The following is a 25,387-nucleotide window of genomic DNA, read 5'->3' on the forward strand; positions in this document are numbered from 1 at the left end:
ATTACCCAAGAATCTTAGTAACAACTCCAGCACCTACTGTTCTACCACCTTCACGAATAGCAAATCTTAATCCTTCTTCCATAGCTATCGGAGTTATTAACTCTATAGTAAATTTAGCATTGTCGCCTGGCATTACCATTTCTACTCCTTCTGGTAATTCGATGTTGCCTGTTACGTCAGTTGTTCTGAAATAAAATTGTGGCCTATATCCATTAAAGAATGGTGTATGTCTTCCACCTTCTTCTTTTGTCAATACGTATACTTCAGCTTCGAATTTTGTATGTGGAGTAATTGTTCCAGGTTTTGCTAATACTTGGCCTCTTTCTATTTCGTCTCTTTGAACTCCTCTTAATAATGCACCTATATTGTCTCCTGCTTGGGCTTCTTCTAGTATCTTTCTAAACATTTCTACCCCTGTTACTACTACTGTTCTCGATTCATCTGTTAATCCTACTATGTCTACACTGTCTCCTGTCTTTATTACTCCTCTTTCTACTCTTCCTGTTGCTACTGTTCCTCTTCCTGTTATACTAAATACGTCTTCTACTGGCATTAGGAATGGTTTGTCTATTTCTCTTTCTGGTTCTGGAATGTCTCTGTCTACTGCTTCCATTAATTCTATTATCTTATCTCCCCATTCTCCATCTGGGTCTTCTATTGCTTTTAAAGCAGAACCTACTATTACGCTTGCATTGTCTCCGTCAAATTCATATTCGCTTAATAGTTCTCTTACTTCCATTTCTACTAATTCGATTAATTCTTCATCGTCTACCATGTCTGCCTTGTTTAAGAATACTACTATCTTTGGTACGCCTACTTGTCTGGATAATAGTATATGTTCTCTAGTTTGTGGCATTGGACCGTCAGCTGCTGATACTACTAAAATTGCTCCGTCCATTTGAGCTGCTCCAGTTATCATGTTCTTTACATAGTCAGCGTGCCCTGGACAGTCTACGTGTGCATAGTGACGATTTGGAGTTTCGTATTCAACGTGGGATGTGGATATTGTTATTCCTCTTTCCCTTTCTTCTGGTGCTTTATCTATGTTTTCATAGCTCATTACTTGTCCTGACCCATATCTTTTATTTAATACCATAGTTATTGCTGCAGTTAATGTGGTTTTACCATGGTCTACGTGACCTATTGTACCTATATTTACGTGAGGTTTCGTTCTTTCAAATTTTTCCTTTGCCATCTGAATTCCTCCTTAATAATAAAATCCCATAAGAAAACTCTTCCGGGTGTTTCTTTTTGTGTATGGAGCCCATGACCGGACTTGAACCGGTGACCTCTTGCTTACCATGCAAGTGCTCTACCTCCTGAGCTACATGGGCATCTAAAACCACTGTAACTTATTTTACTACCAAGATATTTAGTTGTCAATAGGTAATTTAATATTCTTTTAATTCCAAATATCTTTCAAGCTTTCGTTTTACTCTTTGCAAGGCATTATCAATGCTCTTTACATGCCTTTTTAATTCGTCTGCTATTTCCTGATAGGATTTCCCATCAAGATACGCCATTAAAACTTCCCATTCCAAATCACTTAATAATTCTACCATTTTATTCTCCATTGAATATAGTTCTTCGCTATTAATTAGCAATTCCTCTGGATCAGTTATTTTAGCACCAGAAATTACATCTAAAAGGGTTCTGTCCGATTCTTCATCATATAAGGGTTTATTCAATGATATGTAAGAATTTAGTGGAATATGTTTCTGCCTAGTAGCAGTTTTAATAGCAGTAATTATTTGCCTTGTAATACAAAGTTCCGCAAAAGCTTTAAAGGAAGTTAGCTTGTCCCTTTTAAAATCACGGGTAGCTTTATAAAGGCCTATCATCCCCTCTTGAATAATATCTTCTTTATCTGCTCCAACTAGAAAATAAGCTTTAGCTTTTACTCTAACAAAATTCTTGTACTTAGTAATTAAATATTCCAAAGCTTGAGGATCCCCTGTTTTGGCTTCTTCAACGATATCTTCATCCGCCATATCTTCATAATTGATTGCATCTAAATCATTGTATAATCCAAGACCCACCAAACATCCCTCCAAAACCATGTTTGAAACATACCCCATAATTAACTAAATTATAATTTAATAACCAAAAATAGTCAAGCTATTCATTATTCTTTTGCCATAAGTCCAATTTTTTTATCGTTTCCTCGTCTAATCTTCCTATGAATAACTCGCTTTTTTTCTCCTCTTTACTCCTTCTTTTCATCATCATTCTCTTTTTGTCCTTAATTTCTGCTTCCAGCTCTCTTGCAGAAATTCTGGTTCCACCCCTGGACAAAACTATCTGTTGCTCCATCCAATCGGAAGTGGCTACTCTTATCCGTTTGCTTTTGCCAATATGGTCTAAAACCCTCTCTATGTATTGGTCTGCGGTTTCATTTTCCTTAGTATAGACTACATCCACATCCTTAATGGTTTCCTTCTTGCCAACATTTTTCTTTACCATATGGGCATCGAATACTATAATAACCTTAATCCCAGAATAGTATTGATACTCCGCCATAATCTCTATTAGTTCTTCTCTTGCCACCTCTAAATTCAAACTACTCAGTTCTCTGAGTTCACTCCATGAATTTATAATGTTGTATCCATCAACAAATAGGTATTCTTTATATTTCTTACCTTTTTTGTTCATGGTTCTGCTCTACCACTTCATATATTAATATTGAGGCTGCATTAGATGCATTAAGAGAAGAAACATTACCAAACATAGGAATTTTTACTAGGAAATCGCATTTTTCCTTAACTAACCTAGATAATCCCTTGCCTTCACTCCCAATCACTAGTGCAATAGGTCCTTCAAAATTCATATCAAAATAATAATTTTCACCATCCACATCGGCTCCATATACCCATAAACCTTTTTCTTTTAATATGTCGATTGTATTGGATAAATTGCTTACCTTGGCAACCAACATATGCTCAACAGCTCCAGCAGAACTCTTATAGACTGTAACAGTAACTTGGGCTGCCCTTCGTTTAGGTATTATAACCCCATGTACACCTGCACATTCTGCAGTTCTGATTATAGCTCCTAAGTTATGTGGGTCTTCTATTCCATCCAAAAGGACTACAAAAGGTGATTCTTTCAATTTTTCAGCTTTACTAAGTATATCCTCTATGGAAGAATAAGTATAGGAACTGGTCAAAGCGGCTACCCCTTGGTGAGACCCGCCTTTAGCTAAATTGTCCAATTTGTTTTTGTCCACCTGCTGTATTGGAATATTTCTATCCTTAGCTATGCTAACTATCTTGCTAATAGAACCTTTTAGGTCTCCTTTTAATATTAATATTTTTTCTATCTCCTTATCCGATTTCAATATTTCTAAAACTGGATTCCTTCCGATTATATATTGTTGATCCATTCCTCATTCCCACTTTCTTTCTCCATAGTATCACAAATTTTTAAACTTTTTTCTGACTTTCACTATTTCACCACATGTCATACGTCCCTCTGGACAAGGCCCCTTCAAGCATGCAGGACCTGCATTTTTAAACAATATTGGATATATCCTTTTTACCAGTTTAAGCATTTCCACTGCAAGCTCCCTTATCTCCCATTGGGCCCTATTGCAAGTCCTAAGCCTGAAAAAATTTAATAAAGCCCTTGCATTCATTGTAAATACTATTTTAGTTTCACAAGCATTTGGAAATACATATCTTGCATCTTCTATAGCTAACTTCTCAGATTTTTGTTTAGCTTCCTTTTCATTCAGTCCTTGTTTAATATACCCCTCATAATAACTATTGAATAATATTTGGGTAATTTTATTATAATATTCTTGATCTTTTTCCATAGCTTCCACAAACAGCCTTTTTGCTTCTGGATCCCCCTCTATTGAAGGTGGTATTATATAATCGAATTGGTCTAACTTTACGTATCTTTGAGATTGCTGGGAATAGCTTGCAATTCTATGCCTTACAAGCTGGTGAGTCAATGTTCTAGAAACTCCTTCTACCCCAAATGTAAAAGCAACATGCTCTATAGGTGATTCATGCCCTAAATCCATCAATAGTTCTAAAAATCTTTCCATATTTTCTTGCCCTAAGTCCTTTTCTATAGAACCAATTCCAACAGATGAATAACAAAGCTTGGCTGCAGAAGCAATTAGCCTTTCTCCATCCGGCGTATACCTCAATAGTTCTACCTTCATTTTTTTCCCCCTTTTCTTTGGTTGAATCAGCTCTCCATAGGGAGACTGATAATTTTATCAAATAGCTCTATTATTCTATTATCTTGACCAGTCAAATATAAATAACCTATTAGGGATTCAAAGCCTGTAGCATATTTATAATCCATTAGTTCTGCATTCTTAGGAATGGATTTTGGTTTCGCATTTCTTCCGCGTCTAACTAGAGATTTTTCCTCTTCCGTTAAGAGGTTTTTTAAAGCATGCAGTATATTTGACTGGGCCTTAGCCTTAACATATTGGATGGTTTCACTATGAAGTTTTTTTACAGGAGTACCTTTGTTGAGCAGATAAGTCCTTATACAAAGTTCATATACTGCATCTCCAATATAAGCCAATTGGAGAGGAGAGAGCATATTTATATCCTCTCCCTTTAAATTTTTGTTCATATATCTGAAAGCGTTGCTATACTCTCTATCCATAGGCTAAATCCTTTTCCATTTCACTCCCTCTTGTGTATCTTCTAGTATTATCCCCATTTCCTTCAATTTATCCCTTATCTCATCAGCTAGTTTATAATTTTTATCCTTTCTAGCCTGAGTCCTCTTTTCTATTAACTCTAATATCTCATCTTCTAAAATTTCTTCTTTCTTTGATAAAATTCCAAGTATATTAGACAGTTCCATTAAATTATCATAAGTATATTGTATCACAAATTTAGCTGTATGTTCATTAAAATTGGAATTTGAATATTTGACTATTTCAAATAGACTAGCTATTGCATCAGCTGTATTTATATCATCTTCCATATTATCAATGAAACGCTTTTTATACTCGTCAATCTTTTCCAATTTGCTTCTATCCTCGTGGTTTAACTCTCTATCTATGCATTTCTCCAGCAGATATTCTAAATTGGCCTTACCATTATACAACCTTTCCAATCCACTTTTTTGCTGTTCCATTACTTCTCTACTGAAATTTAAAGGTTTTCTATAATGAGCAGATAGTAAGAAAAACCTTAAAACCTCCAAGTCAAATTCCTTTCCAATATCCCTTACCGTGAAAAAATTTCCTAAGGATTTAGACATCTTCTGGTTGTTTATAGTTAACATACCATTGTGCAACCAATAATTTGCAAAAGGCTCTCCTGATAAAGTTTCAGATTGGGCTATTTCATTTTCATGATGGGGAAATTGTAAATCCTCTCCTCCTGCATGAATATCTATGGTATCCCCTAAAAGGATTTTAGCCATCACAGAGCATTCAATATGCCATCCAGGTCTTCCATTACCCCAAGGACTATCCCAATAGGGCTCCCCTTCTTTTGCCCTTTTCCATAAAGCAAAGTCCATAGGATTTCTTTTTTCCTCATTTACATCTACCCTAGCTCCAGAAATTAGGTCCTCTATGCTCTTTTTAGACAGTTTCCCGTAATCCTTTGCACTATTTATGTTAAAGTACACATTTCCATCAACATTATAGGCTGCTCCTTTTTCTATTAACTTTTCTATGAATTCTATCATATGTTTTATATATTCCGTTGCTCTAGGATGTATGGTTTTCTCTTCATAAAGGTTCAGTCCCTTCGCATCCTCCTCAAAGGCTTTTATATATTTTTCAGCAATCTCCTTAGCAGTTTTACTTTCCTCATTAGCTCTATTGATAATCTTATCATCTATATCGGTATAGTTCACAACATATTTCACTTCATAGCCTTTATACATAAAGTACCTTCTTAAAGTATCGAATACTACCATAGGCCTTGCATTGCCTACATGAATGTAATTATAAACAGTAGGTCCGCACACATACATGGTCACCATTTTTTCATTAATAGACTTAAATTCTTCCTTCTTCCGAGTCAATGTATTATATAGTTTCATAATAAAACCTCCCCTTTATTCAATAGACAATGGACAGTTGATAATTGGCAATCCTTATTCAATCGACAATTAACAAGTGATAGTTGACAATTATTCCACAAACTTAACTTCTGATTTTCTTAATATAATAAGGATTTCAAAGGCCTTATAACTGACCTTAAATAATTGTCAATTGATAAAAAATTCCGCCTCTAATTAAAGAGACGGCTTTGCCGCGGTTCCACTCTTTTTGGTTAAAAGCCCGCTTTATTACGTGTAACGCCGTAATCCGTATTGCCCTACTAGTATTTCAGGTAATCAGTTCAAAGGTGCATTTTCAACCATAATTTAACCTTAAAGTCTCTTTCAGCCAGTGGAGACTCCTCTCTGAAAGGTATTATGGTCTACTTTCCCTCTTCACCACTTTATATTGAACTATTTACTTTAATTTCACTTTAAATTAAGGTGAAATTAACCCTAATATTATAAATAGCTTTTTTCTACATATTCTATTCTATCTAGTATGTTCTGTTTCCCTAAAAGATATATTATGCTAACCAATTCTGGTCCATGAACATAGCCTGTTAAAGCAACTCTAACTGGCATAAACAAGTTTTTCCCCTTTATTCCTGTGGATTTTTGTATTTTTTTCATTATGGTCTTAGCAAATTCCCCATCTATTTCCTCAATATTTTCTAATTCTTCCTTAAAGGCATTTAAAAGAAGCGGAACCTGTTCCCCTTTCAACACTGATAAAGCTTCTTCATTTTCCGGTTCAATCTGATTATTGAAAAATATACCTACCTTACCTACTATTTCAGATAAGTTGGATAGTCCTTCTCTTACCGTTTCCACCAAGGTTCTTATCCAATCATATCTTTCAGATACAAACTGGTCATCTATTAAATTGGCCTCCTTTAGATAGGGTATGGCAAGTCTTGTCAGCTTGTCTAAATCATAACTTCTAATATGATGGGCATTCACCCAGTCTAATTTGTCCTTGTCGAAAATTCCACCAGTTTTTGATACCCTTTCAAAAGAAAACTTTTTAATTAAATCTTCCATAGTGAGTATTTCTTCATTGTCTTCTGGACTCCAGCCAACTAAGGCTAAATAATTTATCAGTCCTTCAGGAAGATATCCTTTTTCCTTAAAATCCTCTACAGATACATCTCCATGGCGTTTGCTCAATTTTTTTCTATCCTTGTTAAGAACCGTAGGTAGATGAACATATACTGGCTTTTCCCACCCAAAGACTTCATATAGATATATATGCTTTGGTGTAGACGGCAACCATTCTTCTCCCCTTACAATATGGGTAATACCCATGAGATGATCGTCTACTACTACTGCCATGTGATAAGTAGGATAGCCATCAGATTTTAATAATACTTGGTCGTCTATATCTTCAGTATTTATGGTGATACTGCCTCTCACTAAATCGTCAAATTTAATATCCTTATTTGGAGGCAATTTAAGCCTAACTACATATTCTTCTCCCTTAGCAATTCTCTCCTTTGCTTCCTCCAGACTTAAACTTCTACAAAATCCATCATACTTGGGAATAAGGCCTTTTATCTTCTGTTCCTCTCTGACCTTATCTAATCTTTCTTTAGAGCAGAAACAATAATAGGCATGCCCTTTTTCAATCAGTTCATCTACGTATCTTTTATAAATATCAAGCCTTTCCGATTGGATATAAGGCCCATAGTCGCCTTTTTGAACTAATTTGCCATCTTCTATAAATACGCCCTCATCATATTCAATGCCTGCCCATTGAAGGGATTCTATTAAGTTTTCAATAGCTCCTTCAACATATCTGGTTCTATCTGTATCTTCAATTCTCAATATGAACTTACCATCATGGTGCCTTGCAAACAGATAATTATATAGTGCAGTCCTAAGTCCACCAATATGCAAATACCCTGTTGGACTAGGAGCAAATCTCAACCTAACCTCTTTCAAGTTCGAGTACCTCCTTCCATTTTAATTACTTCTATATTATATATCAGTTATTTTTTTGTGTAAACTCAAATAACATTATCCGAAAAACCTATTGAAAAATCTAACTATAGCATCAAGTATTCGTTCTAGGATGGATTTAATCTCTATATTTTGTTCAGTGATCTTATCTATTTTCCCAGATATATCCCTTAATTGCTGTTTGATGTCGTCTATATTCAAATTTAGTTTAGAGATATTTCTCATTAAAGAAACAATTTGATCTATTTGTTCATCCGTCAATTCTATTCCTAATTCCTGTGCCATTTGTTCAGCTACCTTCTTTATGGAACCCTTACTTTTTATATTGTTGTCAATTATATAGATTTTTATATTATTAATTAGTTCCTGAGCTTTCTCCTTTCCTATTTCATTTCCTAATGAAGCAGTTTTAGCAATCTCTTCACTGGCTATTTCCTTCTCCTTTTCAGATATGCTATCTCCAGTTAAATCCTCAAAGGCCTTTATAATTCCTGTTAAAGCTGCTGTCCCTGACACCTTCACAGGACTTGAAACGATTATTTTAGCATCTTTTATTCCAGCAGTTATAGAAGCATTTCGATACATATCCTCAGTAACCCAGGTAATATTATGGGTTTCAACTGTAATCCCTTCACCTTCCGGAAGCCTTTTAACGTATACTGACGATATGGCCCTACTGCCAATAATATTGCTGTCAATATATTTTCCAAAATACTCCCTTTCCTCTTCATTGGTAACCTCTATTATCTTAATGGACTCATCTACATTGAAGAAGTTTAGAATTTCTCTTTTCTGCTCTTCTGATAAATTTTTACCCAAGGCAACTACAACACCCCCATCATGTTCCGCAAAAATCAGTGATGGAATTAATAAAATCCATATTAGAATAAAAGCGATTATGCCTTTTTTCATACCTTCCCCCTCCAAGCAAAATATGTTCCTAAGATAGGATACCTTATTAAAATAAATATTTCAAGTTAAGTATATTATACTCTAATTTAATGAAAAAATTAATTAATATGATAGAGTGAAAAATAAGGCTGAAAACTCAGCCTTATTATATCTCCAACCCTTCTTCTTCAAATGATTTCCTTATGTTATCCATTATTTTATCAGTTGGGATCTCAATTCTTCCCTCTTCTTTTCTTAATGAAAATTCCACAATATTTTCATTTGCCTTTTTACCTACTGTAATTCGGATAGGTATGCCTATTAAATCCCTGTCATTGAATTTAACTCCTGCTCTTTCATTCCTATCGTCTAACAATACTTCTAAACCTTCATTAGATAATTCTTCATAAATTTTCTCTCCTAAATCCCTTTGTACCTCATCCTTAACATTTATAACGGTTATTATTACATGGTAAGGAGTAACAACCAATGGCCAGATTATACCGTATTCATCATGATATTGTTCTACAATAGCTGCCATAGTTCTTGAAACCCCTACTCCATAAGATCCCATTACAAAAGGTTTTTCTTTCCCATCCTCGTCTAAAAAGGTAGCTTGTAGGCTTGTGCTGTATTTAGTACCTAATTGAAATATATTTCCTACTTCAATCCCTCTCGCTATATAAAGAGGTTCTCCACATTTAGGACATATATCTCCTTCTTCAACTAATAATAGGTCCTCTGCTATTTCTCCTTCAAAATCTCTACCATAGTTGACATTTTTAATATGATAATCTGTTTCGTTTCCTCCAACAATCAGATTCTTCATTTTAGTAATTCTAGAATCTATTATAAGCCTTGTTCCTTCCCTTAATCCCACTGGGCCTGTAAACCCTTTCTTAGCTCCTGAAACTTTAATGATGGTTTCTTCATCTGCCATTTCTAATTCATGTTCTGGAATTTTCAAATAATTACACAATTTAGTTTCATTAAGCTCTCTATCTCCGGGTATTATAACTACTATAGGTTCACCCGAAGCTAAATACACTAGGGCTTTACCAAAATTCCCCTTGTCAGAACGGAAAAATTCCACTAATTGATCGATTGTTGTAATATCTGGAGTGTGAACTTTTTCCATATCTTTTTCTTCTTCATCTTTTGTTTTTATTTCATAGACTACTTTAGCCTTTTCATTTGTTGCTGCATAGTCACAATTATTGCAATAAGCTATTACTCCTTCACCAGTTTCTGCCATAGCCATAAATTCATGGGACTTATTTCCTCCCATGGCACCAGAGTCACCTTCTACGACCTTATATTTTAATCTTAATCTAGTAAAGATTTTTTCATAAGCTTCCCACATTTCCCTGTAGGATTTTTCCATTCCTTCTTCATCTTTATCAAAGCTATAGGCATCCTTCATGATGAATTCCCTAGCCCTTATTACCCCAAATCTTGGCCTTTTTTCATCTCTATATTTAGTTTGAATTTGATATAAGTTTAATGGCAACTGCTTATAAGATTTTATCTCATTTTTAATGAGATCTGTAAAATACTCCTCATGGGTAGGTCCAAGGCAAAATTCCCTATCGTTCCTATCCTTTAATCTAAACATCTCTGGACCGAAATTATCCCACCTTCCGCTAGCTTCCCATAGTTCTTTTGGTTGAATAGCTGACATTAACAACTCTTGAGAACCTGCCCTATCCATTTCTTCCCTAACTACATTTTCAATCTTTTTAATTACCCTATAACCGAGAGGTAAGTAGGAATAAACTCCCGACACCAATTTCCTCATCATACCTGCCCTTAAAAGCAATTTATGGCTAGGTATTTCTGCTTCCGCTGGCACTTCCCTCAAAGTTGGCATATATAGCTTCGACATCCTCATTTTACATTACCTCCTAACCTTATTATAATAAAATCTAAAATATTTCCATATATTGTTATCTGAAATGAAAAACCTTTCATCTCAAATAATAGAGACGAAAGGTTTGCTTCCGCGGTACCACTCTAATAGACTAAGAAAGTCCTCTCGAAATCTTAACGCGACTGACGTTTAAGCATACTTTAATTCTGCTTAAATGCTCAAGGACGGGTTGGGTATTAAGAAGGTCAGAAATCTCTCACCTAATGATTTCCTCTCTTAGACCGTTAATACCTACTATTTCCTATCATAGCATGTATTCGATTACTATTAATAATACTAAAATATAGATACCGTGTCAAATAGTTTTTGCCTTAACTATCAGAAATTAACAAACAAATACTCTGAGCACTTATTCCTTCTCCTCGACCTTCAAAACCTAGTCTTTCAGTAGTAGTAGCTTTTATGTTTATGCTTGATAAAGGTGCTTTAAGTACTCTAGCTATGTTTTCTCTCATATTCCCTATGTAAGGGGACATTTTAGGCTTTTGTGCTATAATCGTAGCATCGATATTCCCAACTCTATATTTAGCCTCTTTCATAATATTATATACTCGTTCTAACAAAATTAAACTTGAAATATCCTTATACTGATCATCATTATCTGGAAAATGTTCCCCAATATCTCCTAGAGCTAAAGCTCCTAAAATGCTATCCATAATGGCATGTACGAGTACATCTGCGTCTGAATGGCCCAATAACCCCTTTTCATAAGGGATATTAACCCCTCCAATAATAAGGGCTCTGCCAACTACTAGTTTATGAACATCATATCCTATTCCTATTCTCATCATTTATCATCCTACCTACTTTGTAAGATAAATTTCCTATTATCAAAGATTATACTCTTATTCTCTAAAAATAGCTCCCCTACTGCCAAATCCTCTGGAGTGGTAATCTTTATATTATCATAACTGCCCATTATCATCTTAACTTCTACTCCAATCCTTTCCACTAATGCACTATCATCGGTAGCTAAGTAATCATCACTTATAGCCTTCTTATATCCCTCTAATATTATTTCCTTTTTAAAACATTGAGGCGTTTGTGCTATCCATAGAAGACTTCTTTTAGGTGTATTCTCAATATTATTATCATCAGCTACAACTTTTATAGTATCCTTTACAGGAACTCCAATTACACAAGCTCCATATTTGGCAGCTCCCTTAATTCCAGATACTATATCCTTTATCTTAATAAAAGGCCTGGCTCCATCATGAGATAAAACTATACCGGCCTTCTCATCTAAAGCCAATATCCCATTATATACAGAATCTTGCCTCTCCTTTCCACCTCTAACAACCTTGGATATTTTGTTGAATTTGTATTTTTTTATTATTTCCTTCTTGCAGTATTCTATTTCCTCTTCTCTTGCGACTACTATAATTTCATCCACAAATCTACACCTTTCAAATTTTTCTATGGTATGAGCAAGAATAGGCTTATTTTTAAGGTTAATAAATTGCTTATTTATTTTAGATCCCATTCTATGGCTCATGCCTGCAGCTGCAATTATAACGGATACAAAGTGGTTTTCATACATATATTTCACCTCTTAAACATTATAGCATAGATATAATTTACTTAAAACATTTTTATATTCTAGGCCACCTAATAATTTAATGTATTGTAATAAAATCCCACACCAATCGATATAGACTCATAAAAAAAGGACCATATACCGGTCCTATACCGCCTTATCGATGATCGATTTTGGCTTAGCAAATATCATCCTACCAGCAGAAGTTTGAAGTACGCTTGTCACCAATACATCAATAGTTTCACCAATGTGCTTCTTGCCACTTTCCACCACTATCATAGTCCCATCATCCAGATAAGCTAAACCTTGCCCTGACTCTTTGCCATCCTTTATTACTTGAACTACCATTTCCTCTCCTGGTAATACTATAGGCTTAACTGCATTGGCTAATTCATTAATATTTAACACTTCTATACCCTGTACTTCTGCTACTTTGTTTAAATTATAGTCATTAGTCAGGATCTTCCCTTTCAATAATTTTGTAAGTTTTAATAATTTTGAATCCACTTCTTTAATATCATCAAATTTTTTATCATGGATTATTACTTCAATGTCTAATTCCTTTTGTATCTTATTTAAAATATCCAAACCCCTTCTTCCCCTATTTCGTTTAAGGGTATCCGAAGAGTCAGCTATATGTTGAAGTTCTTCCAATACGAACTCTGGGATAATTAAAGGTCCTTCAATGAAGCCAGTCTTACAAATATCTGCAATTCTTCCGTCTATTATAACGCTAGTATCCAATATCTTAGGACAGGATTTACATTCAACTGTCAATTTATCCTTTTTGAATCCCTTGCGAATATTCCCAACTGCAGATGTAAAATCCTCTTTTTTCCTAGTAGGAACCTTAATTCCCAAATATCCAAATAGTAAATATAGAGCTATGGATATAGCAACTCCTAAAAATGGAATTTCCAATTTATAAAAGGGTTGACTTAATAAATAAGCAATTACTAGCCCCACAATGAGCCCAATAGAACCTAAAGCAATATCAGAAGCTGGAACCTTCTGAAGTTCAGCTTCCATAAATCGAATCGCTTTTCTACCAATATTTATAATCCTATTCGATAATAAGAAGAATATAATTCCAAAAATTAAACTTATGCCAAGAGATAAAGCTAAATTAACCCATCCATTATCAATAATTATTCCAAAAGCCATTAAACCCGCTACTACTCCATAACCCAATAATAAACCAATTAAAGAAATAACTCCCCTGATGATCTTGTCAAGCATCAACTCACCTCCCATAGTATATTTATTACCATTTCCTAAAATAATATAACATATTTTATTATTTTATAATATTGAATTGACTGCTTCATCTATTATTTTTTCAGTTTCTTCCTGGCTGAAGTTTGTAGCTAATACCATTTCGCTTACAAGCATTTGCTTAGCACTATTTAGCATCTTGCGCTCTCCTGTAGATAGTGTCTTTTCAGCATCTCTTAGCATTAGATTTCTAACTACACAGGCTATTTCAAATATATCCCCAGACTTTATCTTTTCCATATTGGCTCTATAGCGCCTATTCCAATTTTGAGGCATTTTTGTACTGTCGCCTTTTAAAATATCTATTACCTTTTCCAATTCTTTGGCATCAATTATTTCCCTAATTCCTATTTCTTCAACATTGTCCACAGGAATCATTACCTTCATATCTCCTATAGGCATCTGCATTATATAGTATTTTCTCTTTTCACCTAAAATTTCCCTTTCTTCAATACCCTCTATAATACCAGCCCCGTGCATAGGATAAACCACTTTATCTCCAATACTAAACATGTTACAACCTCCTGTCTTATGGCTTCTTATTATATTATACAATAATTGCTAAAGGTTGTAAAGTATATATGATACCATAGCTTCAATTCACTTGTCAACTACTTTTTTTACTCTCTTTCCTAAAAATATTGCTAGAATTATTTGACAACAACTTGTCCCGGTAAGTATAATAAAAACATAAACAATATTTATTTGACAGGGGTGGAATTAAATGGACAGAAATACCATAAGTATTGATAACGATATAAATCTTGATAACTTTCAAACACAAGTAGATGACGTGCTTATTAGACATAGAAGCATTCTTGATATAATAACTAAGTTGGATGAATATACTTCAAGGATTAATAGAGCTGTGATTAAGTCTGCCACTTATTGTGGCTGTATTGAAGTTCACGCTACAAAGCAGGATTATAATAAGGAGTCCCTTGAGGAAATAAAAAATAATATGGAAAATCATATAAAGGGTAAATTATGCCCCAGTTGTAAGGACATTCTTTTAGAAGAAATAGGAGCCTATCTTTTCTATTTATCTGCTCTAGCTAATACTTTAGACATAAAAGTATCAGACGCCATATTAAACGAATATAAGAATATAAAAACATTAGGTATTTTCAGTCTTAAGTAATATTAAATATATAGGCTAGATATTAAAATATCTTAGCCTTTTATATTTACCTATGGAAATTGATTATAAAATTTAACTCAATATCCTGAATCCTCTAGTTTTGACCTTAATGTCTAAAATATCCACTTCCTCTTTATAGCCTAATAAACTGGAAATCAATCCCAAGTTGAACAATTGATGGAGATCCAATTGTTCTATATCGCTTATTATGGTTTTATAATCTTTATACCCTTCTTTTAAATAATCCTTTATTAGATTTCTCCTGTCATCTTCTATCCCCTTAATAAGCTCTTTAACCTGCATAGCGAGTAATCTTCCTTCAGTACCTAATTCAGAAATATACATATTCAACTCATTGCCTATCCGCCAGACAATCTCCATCTTCTGTATTGTGTTTACTACGTCATAAAGGGTAGCCATATTTCTAAGTTCTAATGTGGTCAGATTGTCCATTGCCTTATCCAGCATATACTTATACTTTTCTAAAGTTTGTATAGCTTGATTGGCTTTATTTAATATTTCATTTATATCCTTTAATATATATTTATAATTTGATTTATATAGTGTAATAACTCCCCTTCTTCGAGAGATGGCAATGACTAAAACTCCAGTCTGTTTTGCTACTCTTTCTGCTGTTTTATGCCTAGTTCCTGTTTCATGGGATGGTATAAGCAAGCATGGAAATAATTGAGCATTAGCATAAAGAATCCTCCTACAATCGCTGCTCATTATTATTGCACCATCCATTTTAGCTAATTCATAAACATTAGAAGGACTATATTCACAATTGATAAAAAAACCTCCATGACTAATACTTAATACCTCTTTAGTACTACCGATGACTATCAAAGCTCCTGTTTTTGCCTTTATTATATTGTCCAATCCCTCTCTCAACTTGGTCCCTGGTGCCACCAGTTTTAAGGTATTATACAAGTCCAAATTCATGAGTTTTCCTCCAAATAAATGTATTTAAAAATATTATATGGAAAACTTAATATTCTAATACTAAAAAACTGAAAGCAGTATGCTTACTTAGCTGCCAAAAACATGATCTATAACTTCCTGTAGAGTGTTCAATCTGATTATTTCAAGTCCTTCTAACTTTATATTATGTTTTATCCCATCTTTATATATATAAACTCTCCTATAACCCATTCTATCCAATTCTCTTATTCTAGCTTCCAGAGATGGAACTGGTTTTAATTCACCAGTTAAACCTACATCTGCAATAAATACCACATCGTTAGGTATCCCTTCATCCCTTACTGAAGATGCTATGCTCATTATTATTGCTAAATTTACAGATGACTCCTTTAATCTTAATCCTCCAGTAGTCTTTATCACCACATTCTTATCAAATAAGCTCATCCTACCCCTTTGTTCAAGGATGGATATTAAGGTACTCAACTGGTCTTTTCTTAAACAATCTCCTATCCTTGAAGGATACGGGGTAAAAGATCTGGACACTAAGCTTTCTATTTCAACAACTATTAGCCTTGAACCCTCTTTTGTCATCGATAAGGCACTACCTGGTATTAACTGTTTATCACTCCTATGGGTTACGAAAAACTCTGAAGAATTTTCTATAGGTATCAATCCCTTTTCTTCCATTTTAAATAATCCAACTTCTCCCGTAGGCCCAAATCTATTTTTAGTAGCCACCAAAGTCCTTAACTCTTCGTCGCTTGCTCCCTCCAAATATATAACCGTATCTACTAAATGCTCTAAAGTCCTAAGCCCTGCCATTTCATTAGATTTAGTCATATGTCCCACCATAATAACTGCTCTAGGCCTATTCTTGTTCTTTGCTACTTCAACTAGTGCATTAGCACATTCTATGGTTTGAATTGGAGAACCCGCCCTAGATGTAAACTCATCTAATTTAAAAGTTTGAATACTGTCAATGATTACCAGATCCGGATCTATTGCATCAACAGATTGTAATACATTATCCATGCTTATATCGGACAATATCCAAATTTTATCGGGGATATCATCTAATACTCTATTAGCCCTATTTTTGATCTGGGTTTCACTTTCTTCACCAGAGGCATAGAGAACTTTATACCCCTTTTCAGCAATATTTTTTGATATCTGCAATAATAAGGTCGATTTGCCTGCTCCAGGCCTAGCAGTTAGTATGGTTACTGAATCCTTAACAATTCCCCCACCTAACACCCGGTTAAATTCACCTATATCAGTTACCATTCTATGGCTTTCATCAATATCTATTTTGGATAACTTTACGGGAAATACCCTATTTTCATTTTTATGCTTTATTTGATTTTTGCCATTACCATCTAAAACCTTTTCTTCAAAACTATTCCAAGCCCCGCACTCAAAACAGCGTCCCAACCATTTAGGGCTTTCGCTGCCGCACTGGGAGCATATATATATGATTTTTTTCTTCATATTGGCCTCCTAATTATTAATAGCTTTAAACTTATTATAGCAATTATATTATTCTCATAAAAGAGAAAAACCATAGGTTGCCTATGGTCAAATATTTAAGAAAAAACTCATAGTCTATAAATAGACTATGAGCTCTTTTCAAATACCAATTTACCATCCCTATAATCGATCAATATATCATGATCTTTGGAGACAGTTCCTTTTAGAATCGCTTCTGCTAATTGATCTTCTATCATCTTAGTTATGGTCCTTTCCAAAGGCCTTGCTCCATATACGAGATCAAATCCCTCTTTACTTATATGGTCTATAGTTCTTTCAGTAACTTTGACATTTATATCCAACTTTTTCATCCTATTTTCTAAATCTTTTACCATAATGGTCACAATTTCTTTTACATCTTCTTCTTTTAATGAATGGAACACAATTACCTCATCTATTCTATTCAAGAATTCAGGTCTGAAAGTTCTTTTCAAATTATCCATTATGGTTTCTTTCATTTTCTCATACTCTTCTTTTTCTTCCTCCAATCCTGAAGAAAATCCTAGTACATTTTGCTTCCTAAGACTAGTAGCTCCAACATTGGAGGTCATTATAATTATCGTATTTTTAAAATCTACAGTTCTCCCTTTTGAATCCGTTAACCTGCCATCATCTAAAATCTGCAACAATATGTTAAATACATCTGGATGAGCTTTTTCTATTTCATCAAACAATATTACAGAATAGGGTTTCCTTCTAACAGCTTCAGTAAGTTGCCCTCCCTCATCATAGCCTACATATCCTGGTGGAGAACCAACCAACCTTGATACCGAGTGTTTTTCCATGTATTCACTCATATCTATCCTAATCATCAAATCTTCATCGCCAAATAAAGTCTCAGCTAAAGCCTTGGCTAAGTAGGTTTTTCCAACTCCTGTAGGTCCTACAAATATAAAAGTACCTACTGGTTTCTTAGGATCTTTCAAGCCTACTCTAGCCCTTCTAACAGCACTGGCCACCGCTTTTACAGCCTGTTCTTGTCCTATTACCTTTTGATGTAATATTTCTTCTAAATTTAAAAGTTTTTGACTTTCTTCAGTAGTCATTTTATCCACAGGTATACCAGTCCAACTAGATATAACATTAGCCACCTCATCATATCCTACAACCATATCTGAAGTCTGTTTTTCTTTTTCCCATCTATTCTTTTCTCTTTCCAACTCCTCCCTTATCTTCCTTTCCATATCCCTTATTTCAGCAGCTTTTTCAAAGTTTTGAGTATTTATAGCCTCTTCCTTTTCTTGAGACAATTCCTCTAACCTTTCTTCTAAGTCTTTCAATCCATCGGGAGCAACATAAGAATTTATTCTTATCATCGAGGCAGCCTCATCTATTAAATCAATAGCTTTATCTGGCAAGAACCTATCGGTTATATATCTACTAGACAGTTCTGCTGCTGCTCTCAATGCCTCATCGGTAATTTTAACCCGATGGTGAGCTTCATATCTATCCCTTAAACCTTCGAGTATTTTAACGGTATCCTCTACTGTAGGTTCTTCTACCATTATTGGTTGGAATCTTCTTTCTAAAGCAGAATCCTTTTCTATATATTTTCTATATTCATCTATGGTAGTAGCCCCAATTACTTGAAGTTCTCCCCTAGCCAAAACTGGCTTTAATATATTAGATGCGTCAATAGCTCCTTCAGCAGCACCAGCACCAATTATGGTATGAAGTTCATCTATGAAGAGTATTATATTACCTGCTTCTTTAATTTCCTTCATAACAGACTTTAATCTTTCCTCAAATTCTCCTCTATATTTAGCTCCAGCAATCATGCCTGGTAAATCTAAAGTTACCACCTTTTTATCCCTTATAATTTCTGGTACCTGTCCTTCAACAATCTTTTGAGCTAATCCCTCTGCTATAGCTGTCTTACCTACTCCAGGTTCTCCTATAAGTACGGGATTATTTTTTGTCCTTCTACTGAGTATCTGTATTACTCTTTCTATTTCTTTAGTTCTTCCTATTACAGGATCAATTTTCCCATCCATTGCAAGTTTAGTTAGGTCTCTTCCATATTTATCTAGATTAGGGGTATCTCCTTTCACCCTTTCAACGCCTTGTTTGCCCTGCCCCTTAGATAGGATGTTCAAAATTTCCTGCCTTAACTTTAATACATCTACTCCTAATTTATTTAATATGGTAACAGCTACTCCTTCATTTTCTTCTAATAAGCCCAGCAATATATGTTCTGTCCCAACATAACTATGTCCTAAGTTTCTCGCTTCTAAGAAACTCAACTCGAAAATTCTTTTAGTTCTAGGAGTAAAGCCCATTATATCCGCATTATAACTGCCTTCACCTATGGCTGCTATAACTTCATTTCTAGCTGTTTCTAAAGTTACGCCCATTTTTTTTAGGGATGTAGCTGCAACTCCTTCACCTTCAGCTAGCAGTCCTAATAATATATGTTCTGTGCCCACATAGTTATGACGTAATCTCTTGGCTTCTTCCTGTGCTAATAATATAGCTTTTTGAGCCCTTTCCGTGAATCTTCCAAACATTGCCATCTTATCCCTCCTAATCTATAATCTTTCTCTAATATAGCTTGCTCTTACTATATTTCTTTCATTTTCAGTCAATTCCTTGCTAGCATAGTTTTGAATATAAGCTGGTTGGATTGTAATCATTAGTTTATCAATTTTTTTCAGTTCTATATCATCAATTATACCCATTTCAATCCCCAATCTTACATTTGAAAGGAGCCCCATAGCTTCCTTCGAGGATATCATTCTGGAATGTTTTAAGATACCTAAGGATCTAAAAACCCTATCTTCTACTTCGTACTTCCTATTTTCTATTAAATTCCTTCTTGCATTCCTTTCTCTTTCCAAAATTTGATTAACTATATTTTCTAATATCCTTATTATCTCTTCTTCCCCTTGACCTAAAGTCATCTGATTAGATATTTGAAATAGATTCCCAACAGTCTCAGTTCCCTCTCCATAAATACCTCTAACAGCTAGCCCAATCTTATTTAAGCTATTAATAAAATTGTTAATATGTCCAGTAGCAGTCAATGAAGGCAAGTGAACCATAACTGAAGCCCTAAGGCCAGTACCAGTATTAGTAGGACATGCTGTTAAATAGCCAAATTCCTGGTGAAAAGCATAGTCTAAAAAGCTTTCTAGAAAATCATCTACTTCACTGATAATCTGCCATGCCTTCCCAAAATTCAAACCAGGAAGCAAAGCTTGTATTCGCAGATGATCCTCTTCATTTATCATAATAGTTATGTTTTCATCATCTCTTAATAAAAAACTACTATAATCAGGCCTTTGTATTAGCCCGGGGCTAATTAAGTGTTCTTCAATATAGACTACCCTTTCAATTGGAGTTAAATTGTTGATTCTAATAAATTTATAATTCATATTTCCAGTAATGTCCTTCATCACATTCAATATATCCTGAGTAAGCTTTTCCGACTCTTCCATATTCATCTTTTGAGGAAACCTGTAATCTTTTAAATTTCGAGCTAACCGAATTCGGGTGCTTACTACCACATCATCCTCACAAGCAAATCCATCTACCCATTTTACCACTTGCCACACCTCCTTTAATTCCCCAGTTCTTTTTCCAGTTTCCTAATCTGATCTCTTATAATAGCTGCTTCCTCAAAGGCTTCCTTTGCTACTAGCTTTTCCATTTCAGCTTTTAGACTTTGTATTTTCCTTTCCTTGGCTAAATTTTCATTTGCTCTTTTTGGAACTTTCCCAACATGCTTAGTATGACCATGAATCCCCTTAAATAGAGGAATTAAATTGGATTTAAAGGTTTCATAACATTTAGAACAGCCAAATTTGCCTGTTTGTCTAAATTGAGTATAACTTAACCCGCAAAAAGGACAACTATATTCCTCAGTCTTCTTTCTTGTGGCCTCACCCTGTATATTATCTATTAATCCTGCTAATAACTTATGGAATGAAAAACTGGAATCGAATTCAAGTTCACTGTGATTTTTAGAGCATTCATCACATAAATGTAATTCCTCTATCTCACCGCCTATTATTTTAGTATAATGAACGGTAGCCTCCTTTTTTTTACAAATATCGCATAACATTTTCTCACCTCCAGCTATCTAATATGATAAGTAGCATATTTTTCAGTATATCTGCCCTTAAATTGTTTCTTTCTGCAGTAACCCTAGCTAAAGCAGTATCTTCTATAGCAGCTTTCATCAACTTTTCTTCTCTCTTTGATATTATATCTTCCTCTCTTAAATTTTCAATCAAATGTTGAGCTTTGTTTTTAGTTATAGCATCTCCTATAACATTGATTATCAAATCCTTTATATCTTCATCTTCAATTCCAACTTTCATTATCTTAATATATCCCCCTCCACCTCTTCTACTCTCAATATAATAGCCCTTATGGGGGGTAAATCTAGTAGTTAATACATAGTTTATTTGCGAAGGGGCACAGCCAAACTGTTCTGCTAATTCGTTTCTCCCTATCTCTATAACCCCATTTTCCGCCTCCTCCAACATTTCCTTAATGAAGCGTTCAATGATATTGCTTAAACGTGGCATATCATCACCTCTTTGACTTTGACTATCTTTGCCCTTTGATATATATTATACACCAATTTATTCTATTTTTAAACCTTTTTTTTGTTTCAATTAGTCCCTATTATTACACTATCATATCTATTATACCCAAAATTTATTTTATCATTCTTAGATTATATACGTATAAAGATAAAAAGCTCGATTGAGAACAATCGAACTTTTTATGATCAATCCCTATTCCTTTTTAGATTTGGCTTCTTCAATGATTTTTTCTGCAATATTAGCTGGAACTTCTTCATATCTTACAAATTCCATGGTGAAGCTTCCTCTAGCTTGAGTCATACTCCTTAAATCTATGGCATATTCGAACAATTCAGCTTGAGGTGCTTCTGCTATAACCAATTGAGTACCATCTGGTTGAGGTTCCATACCTAATATTCTACCTCTACGCTTATTCATATCACCCATTATATCACCCATGTATTCTTCAGGAACTAATATTTCAACTCTCATAATAGGCTCTAGTAATACTGGATTAGCTTGTTCCATACCCTTCTTAAATGCAAGGGATGCGGCTATCTTAAAGGCCATTTCGTTAGAATCTACTGGATGGTAAGATCCATCAAATAATGTAGCCTTTATATTAACTACTGGATATCCTGCCAACACTCCTTCTTCTAGGGACTCTCTTAATCCCTTTTCAACTGCTGGGAAGAAGTTTTTAGGTACAGCTCCTCCAAATACCTCTTCTGCAAATACAAATTCTTCTTCACATGGTTCAAACCTTATATGAACATCTCCGTATTGACCTGCACCACCAGATTGCTTTTTATGCTTTCCTTGAACGCTAGCAGTTCCTTTTATGGTTTCCCTATAAGCAACCTTAGGTTTGGTTAAATTAACCTCTACTCCAAAAGTATTTTTCAATTTATCTATTATAACTGACAACTGTGTATTGCCTTGTCCGCCGATTAATAATTGTTTTGTTTCTGAGTTTCTTTCTATTACAAAAGTTGGGTCTTCTTCAGTCAATCTCTGTAAGGAGGCACTTATCTTTTCTTCATCACCTTTAGCTTTTGGTTCAACAGCTAAATATAATGTAGGTTGTGGATATTCTATTCTATCATATGTGGTTGGGTCAGCTTTTGAACAAATACTGTCTCCAGTTTGAGTTATCTGTAATTTAGAAGTAGCTCCAATATCCCCAGCTCCTACTTCAGATACCTCTATTTGGTTCTTACCTCTAAGTACAAATAAACCACTTAATTTTTCGGTTTTATCCTTGCTTGAGTTATAAATATCTTGATCTTTGGTAATCTTGCCAGATAATACCTTGAATAAGGATAATTTTCCAACGAATGGGTCTACAATGGTTTTAAAGACTATAGCTGAGAAAGGCTCATTAACGTCTACTTTTCTTTCAACTTTTTCTTCACCCTTGTAACCAGTATAAGATCCTACTTCAGCAGGATTTGGTAAGTAATCCTTTACAATACTCAACAATTGATCAATTCCCATGGCCTTTTCTGCTGAGCCAACCAATAGAGGTACCAAATCACCATTTGTTATGGATAGCCTTAAACCTTTTTTGATTTCACTCTCAGTAAATTCTTCACCTTCAAAGTATTTTTCCATCAATTCTTCGTCTGTTTCTGCAATTCTTTCCATTAGCATTTCCTTTATGGATTCAATTTCTCCTTGAATATCCGCCGGTACATCTACTTTCTTTGAATCTTTTCCGTTATATTCAAAAGCTGTCTCATCGATTACATTAACTACTCCCTTAAAGCTTTCCGCCTGCCCAATAGGTAAAGTAAATGGCACTACCTTATCTCCAAATTGCTCTTGAATTTCATTTAAAACCTTTTCAAACTCTACATTTTCCTTATCCATCTTATTAACGAATATGATTCTGGGAATTTTTTTCTCTTCTAAATATTTCCATGACTTTTCTGTTCCTACTTCCACTCCTGAAGAAGCATCTAAAATTATTACTGCAGATTCACTTGCTCTTAAAGCGCCGTACATTTCCCCCACGAAATCAAAATAACCAGGAGTATCTAAAAAATTATATTTAATATTCCCCCATTCCACAGGAATTGCTGCAGTTGCAATTGAAACCTTTCTTGCAATCTCTTCCTTATCAAAATCCGATACAGTATTTCCGTCATCTACTCTACCTTGCCTTTTGGTTATGCCTGTAACAAATAGTATTGCTTCAGTTAAAGTTGTCTTTCCACTACCGCTGTGCCCAACTAAGCTTAAGTTCCTAATTTCATTAGTTTGATATACCTTCATGAATAACTTTCCCCCTTAACCAGCATATTTGTTATTTATAATCAAAGATTTTATATTATAAAACCTTTCAAACAAAATTTATACCTATCCTTTTAGATTATATCATGAATCTATTGTTTGTCATAGTGTTTTTTATTGTCAGTAAAATTATACATGATATACTATAAATAGAATATAAATGAGAGGAGTTGTTCTAATGTCAATAGCCTTTAGAAAAGAACTAAGGGACTTAAAGCCTTATGTCCCAGGAAAGCCTATTGAAAGTGTTATGAAGGAATTTGGAATCAAAAATGTAATTAAATTGGCTTCCAATGAAAATCCTTTAGGGTTTTCTGAAAAGGTAAAGGAAATACTAATGAAATCTTTGGATAATTTAGCCCTTTATCCTGATGGCAATGCTACAAACCTTAAAGAAGCCCTTTCTGAAAAATTGGATATAGATGTTGATAACATACTACCCTCCAGTGGAGCAGATGAAATGATAGATTTAATAGCTAAAACGGTTATATCTCCAGGAGATGAGGCCATAACTGCAGATATTACTTTCCCAAGATACATATCCACAACTAAGATGATGGGAGGAACCCCTATAGTTGTTCCCCTAAAAAACTTCACCTTTGATTTAAACGGAATATTAAATAATATAACTAATAGAACTAAACTTATTTGGATATGCAATCCCAATAATCCTACTGGAACTATAGTTACAGAAAAGGAACTAATGGATTTCTTCGAAAAAGTCCCAGAAAACATATTAATAGTTTATGATGAAGCCTACAGGGAATATGTAACTCGAGATGATTATCCTAAAAATAGCATTGAATTCGTTAAAAAATACCCAAATATTCTTGTAATGAGAACCTTCTCAAAAGCTTATGGATTGGCTGGATTAAGGGTGGCTTATGCTATTGGAAGTAAAAAAATAATAGAAAATATAAATAAGGTAAGAGGTCCTTTTAACGTGAATTCCTTGGCTCAAATAGCAGCCATTGCTGCCTTAAAAGATGATGAATTTTTAGAAAGAATATATAATTTAAATCTAGAAGGTAAAAACTATTTATACGATCAATTTAAGAATATGAATCTTGAATTCCCACCATCGGAAGCCAACCATATTTATGTAAACGTAGGAAAAGATGCCCAAGAAGTATTTGTTGAGCTTCAGAAAAGAGGAGTTATAATTAGACCTATGGGCGGTACTTGGATTAGAGTTTCCGTAGGCACTATGGAAGAAAATAGGACCTTTATAGAAAAATTAAAGGAAGTACTAGGAATGTAGAAAGAGAGCCTACTAGGCTCTCTTATTTATCCTGCCTTTTTCCAATTTGATATAATCTTGAAACAGCTTTACTGTTTCTCCT

Annotated in this window: 23 protein-coding genes, 1 tRNA gene and 2 other annotated features; of the genes, 2 read left to right on the plus strand and 22 right to left on the minus strand. The window is 34.3% G+C overall.

Annotated elements, in window-relative coordinates; translation table 11 throughout:
• Position 1 precedes the first annotated feature (1 nt).
• The 15 genes from tuf to BLV68_RS12585 form a co-directional block, all read right to left on the minus strand.
• A complete protein-coding gene (tuf, locus tag BLV68_RS12515; protein WP_093751704.1) occupies positions 2–1,195 on the minus strand; it encodes an elongation factor Tu in 1,194 nt (397 codons plus the stop codon).
• Positions 1,196–1,258: 63 nt separating this feature from the next.
• Positions 1,259–1,334, minus strand: a tRNA-Thr gene (locus BLV68_RS12520).
• A gap of 57 nt (positions 1,335–1,391) precedes the next feature.
• Positions 1,392–2,039, minus strand: coding sequence for an RNA polymerase sporulation sigma factor SigH (gene sigH, locus BLV68_RS12525; protein WP_234949921.1), 648 nt, complete (start codon positions 2,037–2,039; stop codon positions 1,392–1,394).
• Positions 2,040–2,118: 79 nt separating this feature from the next.
• The gene (locus BLV68_RS12530) at positions 2,119–2,652 is read right to left on the minus strand and encodes an NYN domain-containing protein (RefSeq protein ID WP_093754356.1); all 534 of its coding nucleotides are present in this window, start codon (positions 2,650–2,652) and stop codon (positions 2,119–2,121) included.
• Positions 2,636–3,382, minus strand: coding sequence for a 23S rRNA (guanosine(2251)-2'-O)-methyltransferase RlmB (rlmB, locus tag BLV68_RS12535; RefSeq protein WP_093754358.1), 747 nt, complete (start codon positions 3,380–3,382; stop codon positions 2,636–2,638). The genes BLV68_RS12530 and rlmB overlap by 17 nt, the downstream gene beginning before the upstream one ends.
• A 30-nt stretch (positions 3,383–3,412) precedes the next feature.
• Entirely contained in the window at positions 3,413–4,171 is a 759-nt protein-coding gene (gene thyX, locus BLV68_RS12540; RefSeq protein ID WP_093754360.1) for an FAD-dependent thymidylate synthase, read from the minus strand.
• Positions 4,172–4,197: 26 nt separating this feature from the next.
• The gene (locus tag BLV68_RS12545) at positions 4,198–4,629 is read right to left on the minus strand and encodes a Mini-ribonuclease 3 (protein WP_093754362.1); all 432 of its coding nucleotides are present in this window, start codon (positions 4,627–4,629) and stop codon (positions 4,198–4,200) included.
• A 3-nt stretch (positions 4,630–4,632) separates the two neighbouring features.
• On the minus strand, positions 4,633–6,030 hold the full coding sequence (cysS, locus tag BLV68_RS12550) for a cysteine--tRNA ligase (protein ID WP_093754364.1): 1,398 nt from the start codon (positions 6,028–6,030) through the stop codon (positions 4,633–4,635).
• Between the two features lie 196 nt (positions 6,031–6,226).
• Positions 6,227–6,439 (minus strand) — a binding site (T-box leader).
• Positions 6,440–6,492: 53 nt separating this feature from the next.
• The gene (gene gltX, locus BLV68_RS12555) at positions 6,493–7,974 is read right to left on the minus strand and encodes a glutamate--tRNA ligase (protein WP_093754366.1); all 1,482 of its coding nucleotides are present in this window, start codon (positions 7,972–7,974) and stop codon (positions 6,493–6,495) included.
• A gap of 75 nt (positions 7,975–8,049) precedes the next feature.
• A complete protein-coding gene (locus BLV68_RS12560) occupies positions 8,050–8,904 on the minus strand; it encodes a DUF1002 domain-containing protein (RefSeq protein WP_093754368.1) in 855 nt (284 codons plus the stop codon).
• A gap of 145 nt (positions 8,905–9,049) precedes the next feature.
• On the minus strand, positions 9,050–10,774 hold the full coding sequence (locus BLV68_RS12565; protein WP_093754370.1) for a proline--tRNA ligase: 1,725 nt from the start codon (positions 10,772–10,774) through the stop codon (positions 9,050–9,052).
• Positions 10,775–10,861: 87 nt separating this feature from the next.
• Positions 10,862–11,070 (minus strand) — a binding site (T-box leader).
• A 54-nt stretch (positions 11,071–11,124) separates the two neighbouring features.
• Entirely contained in the window at positions 11,125–11,601 is a 477-nt protein-coding gene (gene ispF, locus BLV68_RS12570; protein ID WP_093754372.1) for a 2-C-methyl-D-erythritol 2,4-cyclodiphosphate synthase, read from the minus strand.
• Between the two features lie 11 nt (positions 11,602–11,612).
• Positions 11,613–12,353, minus strand: coding sequence for a 2-C-methyl-D-erythritol 4-phosphate cytidylyltransferase (gene ispD, locus BLV68_RS12575; RefSeq protein ID WP_093754374.1), 741 nt, complete (start codon positions 12,351–12,353; stop codon positions 11,613–11,615).
• A 144-nt stretch (positions 12,354–12,497) separates the two neighbouring features.
• Entirely contained in the window at positions 12,498–13,589 is a 1,092-nt protein-coding gene (locus tag BLV68_RS12580; protein ID WP_093754376.1) for a PIN/TRAM domain-containing protein, read from the minus strand.
• A 63-nt stretch (positions 13,590–13,652) separates the two neighbouring features.
• On the minus strand, positions 13,653–14,138 hold the full coding sequence (locus BLV68_RS12585; protein WP_093754378.1) for a CarD family transcriptional regulator: 486 nt from the start codon (positions 14,136–14,138) through the stop codon (positions 13,653–13,655).
• Positions 14,139–14,349: 211 nt separating this feature from the next.
• Here BLV68_RS12585 and BLV68_RS12590 point away from each other — a divergent pair, with 211 nt between their 5' ends.
• Positions 14,350–14,766 (plus strand): nucleoside triphosphate pyrophosphohydrolase family protein, encoded by a 417-nt coding sequence (locus tag BLV68_RS12590; protein WP_093754380.1) that lies wholly within the window; start codon positions 14,350–14,352, stop codon positions 14,764–14,766.
• A gap of 72 nt (positions 14,767–14,838) precedes the next feature.
• Here the strand turns inward: BLV68_RS12590 and disA are convergent, their stop codons facing one another.
• The 7 genes from disA to fusA form a co-directional block, all read right to left on the minus strand.
• The gene (gene disA / locus BLV68_RS12595) at positions 14,839–15,711 is read right to left on the minus strand and encodes a DNA integrity scanning diadenylate cyclase DisA (protein ID WP_093754382.1); all 873 of its coding nucleotides are present in this window, start codon (positions 15,709–15,711) and stop codon (positions 14,839–14,841) included.
• Positions 15,712–15,798: 87 nt separating this feature from the next.
• Positions 15,799–17,178 (minus strand): DNA repair protein RadA, encoded by a 1,380-nt coding sequence (radA, locus tag BLV68_RS12600; RefSeq protein WP_093754384.1) that lies wholly within the window; start codon positions 17,176–17,178, stop codon positions 15,799–15,801.
• A 125-nt stretch (positions 17,179–17,303) separates the two neighbouring features.
• A complete protein-coding gene (locus tag BLV68_RS12605) occupies positions 17,304–19,730 on the minus strand; it encodes an ATP-dependent Clp protease ATP-binding subunit (protein WP_093754386.1) in 2,427 nt (808 codons plus the stop codon).
• A 15-nt stretch (positions 19,731–19,745) separates the two neighbouring features.
• A complete protein-coding gene (locus BLV68_RS12610; protein WP_093754388.1) occupies positions 19,746–20,762 on the minus strand; it encodes a protein arginine kinase in 1,017 nt (338 codons plus the stop codon).
• Positions 20,763–20,776: 14 nt separating this feature from the next.
• Positions 20,777–21,280 (minus strand): UvrB/UvrC motif-containing protein, encoded by a 504-nt coding sequence (locus tag BLV68_RS12615; RefSeq protein ID WP_093754390.1) that lies wholly within the window; start codon positions 21,278–21,280, stop codon positions 20,777–20,779.
• 4 nt (positions 21,281–21,284) lie between these two features.
• A complete protein-coding gene (locus BLV68_RS12620; RefSeq protein WP_093754392.1) occupies positions 21,285–21,749 on the minus strand; it encodes a CtsR family transcriptional regulator in 465 nt (154 codons plus the stop codon).
• Between the two features lie 213 nt (positions 21,750–21,962).
• Complete coding sequence (gene fusA, locus BLV68_RS12625) at positions 21,963–24,026, minus strand: elongation factor G (protein ID WP_093754394.1); 2,064 nt, start codon at positions 24,024–24,026, stop codon at positions 21,963–21,965.
• A 196-nt stretch (positions 24,027–24,222) separates the two neighbouring features.
• Between fusA and hisC the strand changes: the two genes are divergently transcribed.
• Positions 24,223–25,305, plus strand: coding sequence for a histidinol-phosphate transaminase (gene hisC, locus BLV68_RS12630; protein WP_093754396.1), 1,083 nt, complete (start codon positions 24,223–24,225; stop codon positions 25,303–25,305).
• The last annotated feature ends 82 nt before the right edge of the window (positions 25,306–25,387 follow it).

Source organism: Tepidimicrobium xylanilyticum (assembly GCF_900106765.1).
GTDB lineage: Bacteria > Bacillota > Clostridia > Tissierellales > Tepidimicrobiaceae > Tepidimicrobium > Tepidimicrobium xylanilyticum.

Coding starts and splice junctions, on each gene's coding strand:
- BLV68_RS12585 (WP_093754378.1), bottom strand. CDS start 14,138: ATGTTTAGTATTGGAGATAAAGTGGTTTATCCTATGCACGGGGCTGGT.
- fusA (WP_093754394.1), bottom strand. CDS start 24,026: ATGAAGGTATATCAAACTAATGAAATTAGGAACTTAAGCTTAGTTGGG.
- BLV68_RS12565 (WP_093754370.1), bottom strand. CDS start 10,774: ATGAGGATGTCGAAGCTATATATGCCAACTTTGAGGGAAGTGCCAGCG.
- BLV68_RS12560 (WP_093754368.1), bottom strand. CDS start 8,904: ATGAAAAAAGGCATAATCGCTTTTATTCTAATATGGATTTTATTAATT.
- cysS (WP_093754364.1), bottom strand. CDS start 6,030: ATGAAACTATATAATACATTGACTCGGAAGAAGGAAGAATTTAAGTCT.
- ispD (WP_093754374.1), bottom strand. CDS start 12,353: ATGTATGAAAACCACTTTGTATCCGTTATAATTGCAGCTGCAGGCATG.
- BLV68_RS12605 (WP_093754386.1), bottom strand. CDS start 19,730: ATGGCAATGTTTGGAAGATTCACGGAAAGGGCTCAAAAAGCTATATTA.
- tuf (WP_093751704.1), bottom strand. CDS start 1,195: ATGGCAAAGGAAAAATTTGAAAGAACGAAACCTCACGTAAATATAGGT.
- BLV68_RS12620 (WP_093754392.1), bottom strand. CDS start 21,749: ATGCCACGTTTAAGCAATATCATTGAACGCTTCATTAAGGAAATGTTG.
- BLV68_RS12615 (WP_093754390.1), bottom strand. CDS start 21,280: ATGTTATGCGATATTTGTAAAAAAAAGGAGGCTACCGTTCATTATACT.
- BLV68_RS12590 (WP_093754380.1), top strand. CDS start 14,350: ATGGACAGAAATACCATAAGTATTGATAACGATATAAATCTTGATAAC.
- ispF (WP_093754372.1), bottom strand. CDS start 11,601: ATGAGAATAGGAATAGGATATGATGTTCATAAACTAGTAGTTGGCAGA.
- disA (WP_093754382.1), bottom strand. CDS start 15,711: ATGAATTTGGACTTGTATAATACCTTAAAACTGGTGGCACCAGGGACC.
- BLV68_RS12545 (WP_093754362.1), bottom strand. CDS start 4,629: ATGGATAGAGAGTATAGCAACGCTTTCAGATATATGAACAAAAATTTA.
- hisC (WP_093754396.1), top strand. CDS start 24,223: ATGTCAATAGCCTTTAGAAAAGAACTAAGGGACTTAAAGCCTTATGTC.
- rlmB (WP_093754358.1), bottom strand. CDS start 3,382: ATGGATCAACAATATATAATCGGAAGGAATCCAGTTTTAGAAATATTG.
- BLV68_RS12530 (WP_093754356.1), bottom strand. CDS start 2,652: ATGAACAAAAAAGGTAAGAAATATAAAGAATACCTATTTGTTGATGGA.
- BLV68_RS12580 (WP_093754376.1), bottom strand. CDS start 13,589: ATGCTTGACAAGATCATCAGGGGAGTTATTTCTTTAATTGGTTTATTA.
- thyX (WP_093754360.1), bottom strand. CDS start 4,171: ATGAAGGTAGAACTATTGAGGTATACGCCGGATGGAGAAAGGCTAATT.
- radA (WP_093754384.1), bottom strand. CDS start 17,178: ATGAAGAAAAAAATCATATATATATGCTCCCAGTGCGGCAGCGAAAGC.